Source organism: Micromonospora sp. NPDC048063 (assembly GCF_043202855.1).
Lineage (GTDB): Bacteria > Actinomycetota > Actinomycetes > Mycobacteriales > Micromonosporaceae > Micromonospora.
This window is the reverse complement of the sequence record NZ_JBIDBG010000023.1, coordinates 85,047-99,228: the sequence shown is the minus strand read 5'-3', so window position 1 is coordinate 99,228 and position 14,182 is coordinate 85,047. Positions and strand designations below refer to the sequence as shown.

The 14,182-nt window shown below is 72.5% G+C and carries 7 protein-coding genes; 4 read left to right on the top strand and 3 right to left on the bottom strand.

What is annotated here, in order from left to right:
* The 4 genes from ACGFZ2_RS31595 to ACGFZ2_RS31580 all read left to right on the top strand — a co-directional run.
* Positions 1-1,611: condensation domain-containing protein (locus tag ACGFZ2_RS31595; protein WP_393460060.1), on the top strand; the 1,611-nt coding region annotated here is incomplete at its 5' end.
* A gap of 116 nt (positions 1,612-1,727) precedes the next feature.
* Complete coding sequence (locus ACGFZ2_RS31590; RefSeq protein ID WP_393460057.1) at positions 1,728-5,474, top strand: amino acid adenylation domain-containing protein; 3,747 nt, start codon at positions 1,728-1,730, stop codon at positions 5,472-5,474.
* Positions 5,475-5,781: 307 nt separating this feature from the next.
* Positions 5,782-9,543: a S8 family serine peptidase gene (locus ACGFZ2_RS31585; RefSeq protein ID WP_393460072.1), complete on the top strand. Its 3,762-nt coding sequence runs from the start codon at positions 5,782-5,784 to the stop codon at positions 9,541-9,543.
* Positions 9,544-9,680: 137 nt separating this feature from the next.
* Positions 9,681-10,661 (top strand): transcriptional regulator TrmB, encoded by a 981-nt coding sequence (locus ACGFZ2_RS31580; RefSeq protein ID WP_393460054.1) that lies wholly within the window; start codon positions 9,681-9,683, stop codon positions 10,659-10,661.
* A 290-nt stretch (positions 10,662-10,951) separates the two neighbouring features.
* Here ACGFZ2_RS31580 and ACGFZ2_RS31575 read toward each other — a convergent pair whose 3' ends face one another.
* From ACGFZ2_RS31575 to ACGFZ2_RS31565, 3 genes are read right to left on the bottom strand one after another with little or no spacing between them, the layout of a single operon-like run.
* Positions 10,952-11,668, bottom strand: coding sequence for an HAD-IA family hydrolase (locus ACGFZ2_RS31575; protein ID WP_393460051.1), 717 nt, complete (start codon positions 11,666-11,668; stop codon positions 10,952-10,954).
* A 37-nt stretch (positions 11,669-11,705) separates the two neighbouring features.
* A complete protein-coding gene (locus tag ACGFZ2_RS31570) occupies positions 11,706-12,839 on the bottom strand; it encodes a Gfo/Idh/MocA family protein (protein WP_393460048.1) in 1,134 nt (377 codons plus the stop codon).
* A complete protein-coding gene (locus ACGFZ2_RS31565) occupies positions 12,836-13,999 on the bottom strand; it encodes a DegT/DnrJ/EryC1/StrS family aminotransferase (RefSeq protein WP_393460045.1) in 1,164 nt (387 codons plus the stop codon). Before ACGFZ2_RS31565 ends, ACGFZ2_RS31570 begins: the two co-directional genes overlap by 4 nt.
* Between the last annotated feature and the right edge of the window lie 183 nt (positions 14,000-14,182).

The window sequence follows — 14,182 nt, the reverse complement described above, 5'->3', positions numbered from 1 at the left end:
ATCGACCGACGGGCACTGCCCGAACCCGGCTCGCAGCGCCCCGACCTGGACGTGGCGTACGTGGAGCCGACGACGAACGAGGAACGGCTCGTCGCGGGGGTGTTCGCGGCGGTGCTCGGGCTGGACCGGGTGGGCGTACGGGACGGCTTCTTCCATCTCGGTGGCACGTCGTTGCAGTCGGCGGCGGTGGCCGCGGGCATCGACGAGGCCGCGGACGTCGTCGTGCCCGTGTCGCAGATCCACCGCACGCCCACCCCGCACGGGCTGGCCCGCTGGCTGGCCACCGCTCCCCGTCGTCCCAGGGTCGAGCCGGCGCCGGCCGTCACCGGCCGCTCCGGCCCCGCCAAGCCCGTTCCGCTGACCCTGTCGGTCGCCAAGTGCGTCTGGCTTCCCTTCGAACTGGTCTGCCCGACCACCTGGTGGATCGAGGGCGAGCTGGACCTGCGCGCGCTGATGGCCGCGCTCGGCGACGTGCACCGCCGACACGAGGCACTGCACGCCCGCTACCGACGCGTCGACCCGCCCGTCGCACTCATCCCGCCAAACCCCGGCATGCCACAACTGCGACTGCTCACCGACGCCACCAGCGAACAGGAAGCCCTGGACCAACTCGCCGAAGCAGTGCAACAACCACTCGACTACACCCAGGGCCGCAACTGGCGAGCCGCCCTCATCCGCGAGAAATCCACCAACCGGACCCTGTTCGGCATCGGCATCCACCACATCGCCTTCGACGGCTGGTCACACTCGCTGCTGGTGCGCGACCTCGGCCACGCCTACGCCGCCCGGCTCGCCGGGGCGGCCCCGGTGTGGGCGGGGCCGGCGACCACACTGCGGCAGTCCTACGACGAATACACCCGGCTGCGTGACGCCGCCGACCTCGAAGCCCAGCGAGCGTACTGGCGCGAACAGCTCCGCGGCCTCCCCCGCCAGGGCCACGGCCAACCTCAGGCGCCCCTGGAACAGGCCCTCGCGTGGGGCCCGAAGGCCGGACACATCGTCACCGTCACCCCCGAGGTCATGCGCCGCTGGGACGACGCCGCCCGGCAACACCGGTTCAGCCGCTCCAGCTACTTCGTCGCCGCGTACGCCTCCGCGCTGCGCGCCATCCACCAGCAGGACGACATCGGCCTGCTGATGATCGTCGCCCGGCGCGGAAGTCGCATCCTCGACTCCGCCTTCACCACCCGGATCAACTCGAACTGCGTCCGGGTCCGGTTCGACGGGCCGGAGTCGGGCCTGCTCCAGCACGTCCAGCAGACCGTCGACGAGCTGATGGCCGCCCAGGACATCCCGTTCTCGGAGACCGCCGCCGACCCGGCCGTCGGCCTGCCCGGCGAGGTGGTCGCCAGCGTGCCCGGCTTCGCCTACCAGGACAACGTGGTGCTTCCGCTGGAACTGCCCGGCTGCCGCACCGAGGAGGTCGTCGAGCCGTACGCCCGGGAGGTGATGAGCGGCCTCACCGTCGAGGCGATCCCCCGGGACGACGACGCCCTCCTGCGCATCACCATCCGCACCGACCTGATCCCGTTCACCATCGCCGAGCAACTGGGCGCCCACATGCTGCGCTTCCTCGAAGCCGGCCCCACGGTGCCCCACACCACCGCCTGAAGGTTCGCCCGTACCCCTCATGCCGTGGACGCGGACGGCCGCGCCGACGGAGTTCCTGGTTCCTGACCCGGCCGTTTCCCGTGCGGGTGACGCCGGTCCTGATCGGAGGTTGGCCCATGTCTGTCGAGTTCCTTCCCGCGCGGGCACAGGCCGCGGATGTCGGCGGGACCGGAACCGACTTCGAGGTCCTCGACCTGGTGGGTGACCTGCGTCGGCCGGCGGTGTGGCCGGCTCGGGCGGCGTCGGTGTTCCGGGCGCTGTCCCCGTCGTTGCCTGGCGGGGCGGCCGGTGAGGTGGTGGTGGCGGGGCTCGTGGCGGTTCTGGCGCGGTGGACCGGTCAGGGCGAGGTGGTGGTGGGCCTGTCGTCGGGTGGTGTGTTGCGGGTGGGCGTGGCGGGTGATCCGGGGTTCGGGGTGTTGGTGTCGCGGGTGGGTGCGGCGTTGGCGGCCGGGCCGGTCGCGGTCGATGCCGGCCTGGTGGGTCCGGTGGTCGTCGGGTTGGTGGACGCTCCGGTGGCCGAGACGGGACCGACGGCCGTGGACGTGGATGTGGTGGTGACCGTCGCCGGGGACGGGTCGGCGGTGCGGGTGGACTACGCGGCGGACGGATTCTCGACCCAGTGGGCGCAGGGTCTGCTGGACCAGGTGGTCCTGGTGACGTCTGCCGGGCTGGCCGCCCCCGAGGATGCACTGTCGGGGTTGCCGCTGGTGGGCGACGCGCAGCGGGAACGGTTGCTGGAGTGGGGCCGGGGCCCGGCGCGACAGGTGCCGGGCCAACCGATCCACGAACTGGTGCTGGAATGGGCGCGGCGCACCCCGGACGCGGCAGCGGGCGTCGCCGACGGCGAGGTGTTGACATACGGCGAGCTGGACCGCCGCTCAGAAGCGCTGGCCCGACATCTACGGTCCCTGGGCGTGCAGACCGGTGACGTGGTGTCGCTGGCCCTGGACCGCAGCCTCTGGACCTTGATCGCCACCATGGGCGTAATGCGAGCCGGCGCGGCATACACACCGATGGACGTGTCCTGGCCGACAGAACGAATGCGCATGCTGCTCGGCGACCACGGCGCACGGATCGTGCTCACCGTCAGCGCCGTCGCCCCCCACGTCCCCGCCGAGAACGGCGTGACAGTGGTCGCCCTCGACGACGACTCGCCCACAGTCGAAGCAACCCAACCGGTCGACCTACCGGTGGTGGACACCTCCGCGCCGGCGTTCGTCATCTACACGTCGGGGTCGACCGGGAAGCCGAAGGGCGTGGTGTTGACCCATGCGATGTTGACGAACTTCCTCAGCTGGATGCGCGAGGAGTGCGAGGTCGGCCCGGACAGCCGGATGCTGCACTGCTGCGCCCCCGTCTTCGACGTGGCCCTCGGCGAGATCTACACCGCGCTGACCTCCGGCGCCCGCGTCGTGGTCTGTTCCCGCGACGACCTGCTCGACGCCCGCCGGTTGACGGAGCTGATCGCCAAGGAGCAGACCAGCCACGCGTTCTGCCCGCCCACCAACCTCGCCGCGGTCGACCCCGCCGACTGCCCGAGCCTGTCCTGCGTGACCCTCGCCGGGGAACCCATCCCGCCCCACATGGCCCAACGCTGGCTGGCCGCCGGCACCCGGCTGATCAACGCCTACGGCCCGGCCGAAGCGTCCGTCGCCTGCACCTGGTACGACGCATCCTCCGGCTGGGGCGGCGCGTACGTGCCGATCGGACGCCCTATGCCCAACCGGCAGATCCGCGTCGTCGACGCGCAGTTGAACCTCGTCCCGATGGGCGTCCCCGGCGAAATCCTCATCGCCGGGAAGGGCGTAGCCGACAGCTACCTCAACCGCCCCGAGCTGACCGCACAACGCTTCGTCACCGACCCGCACGGCGGCGGCCTCGCCTACCGCACCGGCGACCTGGGCCGATGGAACGCCACCGGGGCACTGGAGATCCTCGGCCGCATGGACCACCAGGTCAAGATCAACGGCATCCGCATCGAACTCGGCGAGATCGAAGCCGTCCTCGAACAGCACCCCGACGTCGGCACGGCCGTGGTCGTCCGTCGGGAAGATCAGGGTGTCGCCCGGTTGGCGGGCTATGTGACCGGACGGGACGGCCGGACGCCGATCGTGAGCGAACTACGCGCACACGCCGCGATCGCCCTGCCCTCGTACATGGTCCCGGCCGTGATCATGGTCCTCGACAGGTTCCCCGTCGGCGGCACCGGGAAGATCGACCGCCGAGCGCTACCGGAGCCCGGCTCCCAACGCCCCGACCTCGGCGTGGACTACGTCGAACCCGCGACCGACGAGGAACGGCTGGTCACGGGCGTATTCGCCACCGTGCTGGGCATCGAGGGCATCGGCACCCACGACAGCTTCTTCGACCTCGGCGGCACCTCCCTCCAATCCGCCGCCCTCGCCACCGCCATCGACGAAGCCGCCGGCGTGGTGGTACCCGTCTCCCAGATCCACCGCACCCCCACCCCGCACGCCCTGGCCCACTGGCTCACCACCGCACCCCGCCGCTCCCAGACCCAGCCGGAGCCGCCCGTCGCCGGACGCCCCGACCCGTCCGGGCCCGTCCCGCTGACCCTCTCGGTCTCCAAGTTCGCCTGGCTCCCCTTCGAACTGGTCTGCCCGACCACCTGGTGGATCGAGGGCGAGCTGGACCTGCGCGCGCTGATGGCCGCGCTCGGCGACGTGCACCGCCGGCACGAGGCGCTACACGCCCGCTACCGACGCGTCGACCCCCCGGTCGCCGTCATCCCGCCGAACCCCGGCATGCCCCAGCTCCGGCTCCTCACCGACGCCACCAGCGAACAGGAAGCCCTGGACCAACTCGCCGAAGCGGTGCAACAACCACTCGACTACACCCAGGGCCGCAACTGGCGAGCCGCCCTCATCCGCGAGAAGTCCACCAACCGGATCCTGTTCGGCGTCGGCATCCACCACATCGCCTTCGACGGCTGGTCACACGCCCTCCTCGTCCGCGACCTCAGCCACGCCTACACCGCCCGGCTTTCCGGCGAGGCCCCGATCTGGGAACGGTCCGCGCCCACCCTGCGCCAGTTCCACGACGAGTACACCCGGCTGCGCGACGCCGCCGACCTCGAAGCCCAGCGGGCCTACTGGCGCGGGCAACTGCGCGGACTCTCCCGCCAGGGCGAGGGCCGGTCCCAGGCGCTCCTGGATCAAACCCCGGCCTGGGGCCCGAAGACCGGGCACACCGTCACCGTCACCCCCGCCGTGCTGGAACGCTGGGACCGCGCCGCCCGCGAACGCCGGTTCAGCCGCTCCGCCTACTTCGCCGCCGCCTACGCCGTCGCGCTGCGCGCCATCCACCAGCAGGACGACATCGGCCTGGTGGTGATCGTCGCCCAACGCGGCAGCCGCATCCTCGACTCCACCTTCACGAGCAGGATCAACACCAACTGCCTCCGGGTCCGGTTCGACGAGCCGGGGAAGGATCTGGTGCGGGCCGTCCAGCAGACGCTGGACGAGCTGATGGCCGCCCAGGACATTCCCTTCCTGGAGAGCGCCGCCGACCCGGCCGTCGGCCTGTCCCGCGAGGTGGCCAACAGCCTGCCCGCCTTCGCCTACCAGGACAACGTCGTCCTTCCGCTGGAACTGCCCGCCTGCCGCACCGAGGAGGTCGTCGAGCCGTACGCCCGGGAGTGGTCGGGCGCCTGCCTCGTCGAGGTGCTTCCCGGCGAAGAGGACGTCCTCCTGCGCGTCACCGTCCGCACCGACCTGGTCCCGCCCCCTGTCGCCGAGGTGTTGGCCGCGTCCATGCTGCGCTTCCTCGAAGCCGGACCCCAGGTCGACGACGACCCGACACACCGAGCGGGCCGTCACGACCTTCGCACATCTCACCTGTGAGGGAAGCCAGCATTGTCGCCCGGATGGCCGATCGCCAACGGCGTGGCCGAAGAAGCCTGCCGGCATCTCATCAAAGACCGGATGGACATCACCGGCGTCCGCTGGGGGCCTGGCCGGTGCCGAAGCCGTCCTCAACCTGCGGGCGCTGAACAGCAACATCTCGCCGCGATCACAACGTGGCCGGCGCAATGATCGGAAAAGTGGCGAAGTAGCGCCAAGGCGCAGAACCGCCAGCCGTGATCCGTTTTCCGCGAGACGATGCGCTGCCACGATCCGTGCAGACCACGCATTCGCGGAAGGAAATCCCATGTCTGTCCACCACCGATGGGCCCGGTTCGGCCGGGCCGTGGGTGTCGTCGCCTTGACGGTGGGCGTTGCCGCCGCCGCGGCGCCCGCCGCCGCGGCGGCGCCGCAGCGGCCGATCGTCGGCTCGGCGTCCGGCACGGCGACCCCGGCCGGCACACCGGTCACACTGATCACCGGCGACCTCGCCGTGTACTCCGTCGACGCCACGGGCCGCCCGTCGGCGTCGCTCGTCCCGGGCCCGAACGCCGACCCGGACGGCTACATCACGCGCGTCTTCCGCGGTGACGTCTACGTCGTCCCAGCCCGCGCGGTCCCGATGATCTCCGAGGGAATTCTCGACGAGCAGCTGTTCAACGTCAGCGCGCTGGTACGCCAGGGCTACGACGACCGGTCGGCCGCGGCCCTGCCGTTGCTCGCCACCTACGGGGGCGCGGTGACGCGTACCCGCCAAGCGCCGCAGGCCCCGCAGGGCGCGACCGTCGAGGCGACCCTACCGGTCGCGGACGCCGTCGCCCTGTCGGCGGACAAGGACCGCGCCGCGGAGTTCTGGCGCGACCTGACCGACGGTGACGGGCCGGCCATCGCGAAGCTGTGGCTGGACGAGCGGGTCAGCGTGGCGATGGCCGAGAGTGCCGCGCAGATCCACGCCCCGCAGGCGTGGGCGGCGGGCTTCGACGGGACGGGCACCACGGTGGCCGTCCTCGACTCCGGCTACGACGGCAAGCACCCGGACCTCGCCGGGCAGGTGGCCGGCGCGAAGAACTTCACCACCGACTCCGGTGGCGCCGACGTGGACCTGCACGGGCACGGCACACATGTCGCGTCAACGGTCGCGGGCACCGGCGCTGCCTCCGGCGGTGTCGAGAAGGGCGTCGCGCCCGGCGCGAAGCTGCTCATCGGCAAGGTGCTCAACGGTTACGGCCAGGGCCAGGAATCCTGGATCATCAACGGCATGCAGTGGGCCGTCGACCAGAAGGCCGACGTGATCAGCATGAGCCTCGGCGGCAGCGTCGGCACCGACTGCACCGATCCGATCGGCGTCGCCGCGCAGGCGCTCGCGCAGCAGAGCGCCTCGCTGTTCGTGGTCGCCGCCGGCAACGCGGGCCCCACGCTCCAGACGATCAGCGCGCCCGCGTGCGCGAAGGACGTTCTCACCGTGGGCGCGGTGGACTCCGCGGGACAGACCGCATGGTTCACCAGCCGTGGCCCGGTCGCCGGCACCCACACCGTCAAGCCCGAGATCGCCGCGCCGGGTGTGGAGATCCTCGCGGCCGAGTCCGGCACCGGCGGGTACACCCGGATGTCGGGCACGTCGATGGCGACCCCGCACGTCGCCGCGGTTGCCGCGTTGCTGAAGCAGAAGCACCCCGGCTGGACGGCGCAGCAGCGCAAGGCGGCGCTGATCTCGGCGGCGACGCCGAGCACCACGGGCCGGGTGCACGAGGTGGGCGCCGGTGTCGTCGACGCGCTGCGCCCGTTGACCGCGACGGTCGTCGGCCCCGGTGTCGTCGACGCGGGATCGTACGCCTGGCCGCACCTGCACCAGCCGAAGACCACGACGACGGTCACGCTCACCAACACCGGTGACGAGGCGGTCGCGTTCGACCTCGCGATCGCCGGAGCGACCGCCGAGAACGGAGCGCCGCTGCCGAAGCGGACGTTCGCTGCCGGGATCGGCACGGTCACCGTCCCGGCGCACGGCACGGCCGAGGTGCCCGTCGTCCTCGACCCGGCCGTCAATCTGAGGGCCGCCGAGTACGGCGCGATCGGGGCCCGGCTCGTCGCCACCGCAGCCGACGGCAGCACCGTCGTCACGGCGATCGCGGCGTACCTGGAGCCGCACGCGGTCACGGTGAAGCTGAAGCTGATCGACCGCCGCGGCGAGGCGCCGGCCACTCCGTCGTTCGTGGACGTCGTGGACGCGGACCGGCTGACCGCCCTGCGGTTCGCGTCGTTCACGACCGAGCCGACGCTGCGGCTGCGCGAGGGCCGCTACTCGATCAACGCCGTGATCGCCAGCCGTGACGCGGGCACCACCGGGGCGGACGGTCTGGTCCACTCGGTGACGTTCATGGGCGACCCCGAGTTGGTGGTCAACAACGATGACGTCGATCGGACCATCACCTACGACGCCCGGACGGCGATCCGGCAGAAGGTCACCGCCGAGCGGCCGATCGAGGCGCAAAGTGCCGCGCTGGAGTACGGCCGCTGGTGGGACACCGCGTACATCAGCGGCGGCTACACCGGCGGGAAGTCCGTCGACGAGGTCTACGTCGGCCGGACCACGCCGGTCACCGACGGCGGCTTCCAGCTGGGCAGCTACTACCGGCTGTACGCGCCCGAACTGGTCCTGCGCACTACCGGCGGGATCGCTCTCAACCCCGTCTACATCGGGCCGAGCCGGCTCCAGGCCGGCGTGCCGACCCGTTTCGACGGGTCCGGAACCGCCGAGCTGGTCGACGCCGGAGCAGGCAGTGAGGCGGAGTTGGCCACGGCGACCGGGAAGATCGCGCTGGTGCACTCGACCGATGTCGCGAAGGTCCTCACCGCCGCCGCGGCCGCAGACGTCAAGGCCGTCCTCTTCGGGCGGGACGCGCCGGGCCGCTGGTCCGCGGTCGCCGCGTCGGCGATCCCGGGTCTGACGGTCACCGCCATGGAGGAGTCCGCCCTGCGGACTGCGCTGGCCGCCGGACCGGTGACGCTGGCCTGGGACGCGGTCGTCACGAGCCCCTACGTCTACAACGTGGCGTTCGCGGACGAGCGGATGACCCAGCCGGACGTGCCGCTGCAGGTCAGAGAGAAGAAAATGGCCCGGGTCGACGAGCGGATCCATTCCACCCGCACCGACCGGGTCATCGTCGACGGAATCCAGTTCTTCCCGGCGAACTACCCCAGCGCCGTGTCGCTCGTCTCCGACACCTTCGCCGTTCCGGTCGAACGGGCCTCGTTCGTGACCGCCGGTGTGCAGACCCAGCGCCTCATGGCCGGGGCGAGCGTCCGGGACGAGACGATGTTCGCCGCGCCGCGGACCGCCGAGGCGGGGTCCGTCCGGTCGGAGGACTGGTACCGCGGCCCGATGCGCTCGACCGGCATCCGGCGGGCGGACCTGTCGCCGGAGCGCATCGCCGAGAGGCAGGAGGGCCAGATCGGCGCGGCGATGCTGGTGTGGGGTGACTCCGACCCCGACCATTACGGCATCGGCGGCTTCGGCGACGTCGGCAACGCGGAGCTGTTCGCCGACGGCGTCAGCCTCGGGCGGAGCGCCTGGCCGCAGGGGATCTGGGACGTGCCGGACGCCGACGCGGCCTACCGGCTGCGGGTGACGACCACGCGGTTCAACCCCGGGCCGCCCAGCCATCCGAACTGGAGCCTCTTCTACGGCACCGAGACGGAGTTCCGGTTCCGGTCGCAGCGGCCGTCCGACAACGGCCTCTACGCCCTGCCGATCCTGGTCCCGTCCTACGGCATCGCCGTCGACACGCGGAACCTGACCCCGGCGACCGCCGGGTTCGAGATCGGCTTCGGCGGCGCCGGTCAGCGCGACTACGACGCCGGGCAGATCACGGCGGCGCAGGCGTGGGTCTCCTTCGACGACGGGACGACGTGGCAGGAGGTGACCGTCACCCGGAAGGGGGCCGGATTCGTTACCACCGTGGACCAGTCGGCGGCCGCCGGTAAGAACGTCTCCCTGCGCGTCGACCTCACCGACGAGCACGGCAACGGCGTGCGCCAGACGATCATCCGGGCCTACGGCGTGCGGTGATGTGGTTGGCGGGGCTCCGGGACGCAGCTCGTCCCGGGGCCCCTTCCGGCCACCCGGACGGCACCCGGGACTGTTCAAGATCCATGAGCATGGCCCATACTCTCCGCGTCGTCTCGGGCGGAGGGAGGCAGCCACCGATGCTGGGCGCGTTGGGCCTCGGCCCCGAGGACGAGGCGGTCTACGGCCTGCTGGTCCGGCGCGCGCAGGCCGGCCCGGACGAGTTGGCCGCCGCCCTGCGGATGCCCACCGCGGCGGTCGAGGCGGCGCTGTCCCACCTTTTGGCCTGCGGCCTGGTGAAATCCGGACCGGACGGCGCGTTCTCGGTGGCGCCGCCCGCGGTGGCGCTCGGCGCGCTCATCAGCGAGCAGCGCAACGCGCTCCGCAGCGCCGAACTGGCGCTCGTCACGCTCGCCGAGGAGTACCGCGGGGCGGTCGCGGGGCGCACCATCGACGAACTGATCGAGGTGGTCACCGGCGTCGACGCGGTCCGCCACCGGTTCGCCCAGGTGCAGCAGGCCGCCCGCACCGAGGTACGCAGCTTCGTCACACTGCCCTTCATCGCCGTACCGCCGGGCAGCAACGCGGTGGAGTCGACAGCGGTGAACCAGGGGGTACGTTTCCGGGTCGTGGTGGACCGCCCGGCGCTCGCCGAACCCGGGGTGGTCGCCGAGACCCTCGAGTCCCTGCGCAGCGGCGTCCAGGTGCGGGTCGTCGAGTCGTTGCCGATCAAGCTCATCCTGGCCGACGCGGAACTGGCCCTGGTGCCGTTGACCGCCACGCCAGGCGGCGAGCCCGCGGCGGTGCTGCTGCACCGCACCGGGCTGCTGGCCGCGATGGACGCGCTTTTCGAGGTCGTGTGGCGGCACGCCCACCCACTCGAACCGACCGACCTCGGGGGCGTGACCGAAGCCGCCGGAGACGGCACCGACGGCCCGACCGACCTGGACCGCAGGATCCTGGCGCTGCTGCTGGCCGGGCTCACCGACCAGGTCGTCGCCGCCCAGCTCGACCTGTCGCTGCGTACCCTGCAACGGCGCCTGCGCCACCTGATGGACCTGGCGGGTGTGGAGACCCGGATGCAGCTCGGCTGGCACGCCGCCCGCCACGGTTGGGCGTAGGGCGCCGCACATCCCGTGCCGCCTGGCCGCTGTCATCGACTTCGGCGCACTCGGTGTCGGCGATCCGGCGCCGGACGTGGCTCCGGCGCTATGCCAACCCGCAGGGGTCGGCCGCCACCTACGGGACATGGCCACGCGATGGATCCCGAAGGCTCAGCCCCTCGGGCTACCCGACCAACACAAAGATCGTCTAGCCGGACGTGTAACGAAGCATCTGTGCGCAGTCCGTCACATGCGTCAACTGGAGCCCGACGCCCGGCGGCTGGCTCGAAGTGCCGCCCAGCGCGACGTCAGGGAACGAGCGCCGCCGGGCAGTGTTCGAGCAGGTCGCCCGGCGCGTGCGCGACCAGGTCCGGCCCCGCCGCCAGCAACCCACTCACATCCCCGCCGTGCCATGTCGTGGCCACCGTGGTGGCCCCCGCCTCGCGCCCGCTCAGCAGGTCGATCACCGCGTCCCCGACCATCATGGCCTGGTTCGCCGGCACGTCCATCAGCCCCAGCGCCTGGAGCACGATGTCCGGCGCCGGCTTCGGGCGGGCCACCTCGTCGGACCCGATCACGTGGTCGAACAGGCCCAGCACCCCGAGAGTGTCGAGCAGCGAGCGCGCCCGCGGCCCGCTCTTGCCGGTGGCGATGGCCATCCTGATGCCCCGGGCGTGCAGCGTCTCCAGCGTCTCCCGTACGCCGGGGAACAGCGGCACGAGGTGCGCCATCCGGTAGCTCTCCCGGACGAAGGGCTCCTCCATCTCCAGCGGCAGCCCCATGAGCCGCATGATGTCCGGGAAGTACCGGCCCATGTGCCGGTTGTACTCCTCGAACGGCGCCGGCCCGGCGCCCACCACCTCGGCGTACGCGATGCTGAACGCCTCCCGCATCACGGCCGAGCTGTCGACCACGACGCCGTCGAGGTCGAACACGACCGCGCGGATCGGCCCCCGGGCCGGCGCCGGGCGGGCCACGTCGACAAGAGCCGGTGTCGCGTCGACAGTGGGCGGTGACTGGGTCATGGCTGCTCCCCGGGGCGAGTGAGGTCGCCGGTGGTTCTCACCGGCCGCTGTCGCCCGCGAGGGCGTGCTGCCGCTCCGGCGTGGTGGGCCGGGCGGAGTCGTAGATCCGTTCGATGATGTCGATGGTGCGGCGCGCCTCGGCGACGGCCGCGCCCCGGCTGGCGGGGTCGGCGAGCAGGCCGGGGAGGGCGTCGAGCTGGCGGGCGTACTCGGTGCCGATCGGCTCGGCGGGCAGCGGCAGCCGGACGGTCTCGCCGTCGCGGGTGCGGGTCAGCACCGGCTCCGGGTCCCGGTTCGGGCTGAAGCCGAACGTGCAGCGCAGGGTCGCCGAGCCGGCCGCGCCGTGCACCGTGATCGTCGTACGGTCCAGCGCCTCGTGGGAGGCCCAGCACGCGTGCAGGGTGACGGACGCGCCGGTGTCGGTGAGCAGGAAGCCGCGGGCGGTGTCCTCGACGTCGCCGGGGGTACGGCCGGCGGTGTCGGCGTCGCTGCGCCAGGCGGCGTGGGCCGCGCTGTCGTTGACGAAGTCGTCGGAGACGCTGCCGACGGCGTGGGTGATCCGGGTCGGGCCGAGCATCGGCAGCACCGTGTCGAGCAGGTGCCAGCCGAGGTCCACCAGCGCGCCACCGCCGGAGAGGTCGCGCCGGGTGAACCAGCCGCCGGCGTCGGGCACGCCCCGGGCGCGAACCCAGGCCACGTCGACGTGCCGGATCGGCCCCAGCTCGCCGGCCGCGTCGGCCAGCGCCCGGACGTCGGCCCGGTAGCGGGCGGCGCTGCCGGCGAGCAGCACCGAGCCGCCCGCGCGCTCCGCGTCCGCGAGCAGGGTCGCCTCGGCGGAGGTCAGGCAGACCGGCTTCTCCAGGAACACCGGTACGCCCCGGCGCAGCAGCCGGGCGGCGACGGCGGCGTGCAGGTGGTTGGGCACGGCGACGACCACCAGGTCGACCGCGCCGGCCGGCAGCTCGTCGACGTCGGCGTACGCGGCGGGGACGTCGTGGCTGTCGCGGGCCCGGTCACGGACGCCGGGCTCCGGGTCGACCACGGCGGTCACCGTGAACCCCGGGTGCGCGGCGAGCCGGGGCAGCCAGATCTCCCGCCCGGCCCACCCGAGGCCGGCGACCGCGACCCGCACCAGGCGGTCGGTCGCGGCGGCCGGGGGCAGGCCGGTCATCCGGCGAGGATGTCGGCGAGTACGGCGGCGATCTCGTGCATCTGCTGCTCCGTGCCGAGCAGGGTGCGGTGGTGCAGCCAGATGCAGTCGGAGTGGATCTGCTCGACGTTGGGGCAGCGGGCCGCGATAGCCTCGACCGACTCGTCGGGGGCGCCGGCCTTCCAGAAGCCCTCACAGCGGTAGATCGCGCGGAACGCCACGAACGCCGGGATGCCCCGGGCGATCAGCTCGTCCACCACGGCGCGGCGGTGCTCCAGGGTGATCCCGGGGACGCGGAACATCGCCATGTAGTGCGGGTTGCGGTCGGTGCGCGGGTCGGTGGCCTGCGGGACGACGCCGGGGATCTCGGCGAGCAGGCTCGCCAGCAGCGGCCAGCGCTGCTCGCGCACCGCGATCTGCTCGTCGAGCCGGCCCAGCTGGGCGCGCAGGACGGCGGCGGTGAACTCGCCCATCCGGTAGTTCGAGCCGGTGGTGCTGTGCAGGTAGTCCCGGTCGGTGCGGGGCCGGCCGCAGCTGTGCACGAGGAACGCCCGCTCGCGCAACTCCTCGTCGGGGAAGAGGATCGCGCCGCCCTCGCCGGCGGTCATCAGCTTCCCGTTCTGGAAGCTGAACGCGGCCACCGAGCCGAGCTCCCCGGCCCGCTTGCCCTGCCACTGCGCGCCCTGGGCGTGCGCGGCGTCCTGGAGCAGCGCCACCCCGGCGTCGGCGGCGACCTTGCTCAGCGCGTCCATGTCGGCGAACTGGCCGGCCATGTGCACCGGCATGATCACCTTGGTACGCGGGGTGATGGCGGCCTCGACGGCGGCCGGGTCGACGCAGTAGGTGTCCAGGTCGACGTCGACCGGCACCGCGACCGCGCCGAGGCGCTGCGCGGCCAGCGAGGACGAGATGAACGTGAAGGCGGGGACGATCACCTCGGTGCCGGGGCCGGCGCCGAGCACCTCCAGGGCGACCTCGAGGGCGTGGGTCCCGTTGGTGACGGCCAGCGCGTGCGGCGTGCCGTGGTAGGCGCCGAACTCCTGCTCGAAGGAGTCGACCTCGCTGCCGCCCATCCGCCACCACTGGCCCTGCTCGAGGGCGCGGATCAGTCCGGCGCGCTCCTCGTCACCGAACTGCGGCCACTCGGGGAACTCCGACACCGTCGAGGGCTGACCACTCATGACTTCCCACTTCCCAACTCGGGCAGACCAGGGGCTTCGCCGGACATCGGGCAGACGACCCGGGACCGCCGGTACGCGGTCCGGGCACACCGGGGCGCCGGATGGCCGGTTCGAGGTAGGTGACGCCCCCGTGGAGCCGGCGGCATCGCCTCAGCAGGAGGGACGGTAACCGAACCGGGCGCC

Coding starts and splice junctions, on each gene's coding strand:
- ACGFZ2_RS31590 (WP_393460057.1), top strand. CDS start 1,728: ATGTCTGTCGAGTTCCTTCCCGCGCGGGCACAGGCCGCGGATGTCGGC.
- ACGFZ2_RS31585 (WP_393460072.1), top strand. CDS start 5,782: ATGTCTGTCCACCACCGATGGGCCCGGTTCGGCCGGGCCGTGGGTGTC.
- ACGFZ2_RS31580 (WP_393460054.1), top strand. CDS start 9,681: ATGCTGGGCGCGTTGGGCCTCGGCCCCGAGGACGAGGCGGTCTACGGC.
- ACGFZ2_RS31575 (WP_393460051.1), bottom strand. CDS start 11,668: ATGACCCAGTCACCGCCCACTGTCGACGCGACACCGGCTCTTGTCGAC.
- ACGFZ2_RS31570 (WP_393460048.1), bottom strand. CDS start 12,839: ATGACCGGCCTGCCCCCGGCCGCCGCGACCGACCGCCTGGTGCGGGTC.
- ACGFZ2_RS31565 (WP_393460045.1), bottom strand. CDS start 13,999: ATGAGTGGTCAGCCCTCGACGGTGTCGGAGTTCCCCGAGTGGCCGCAG.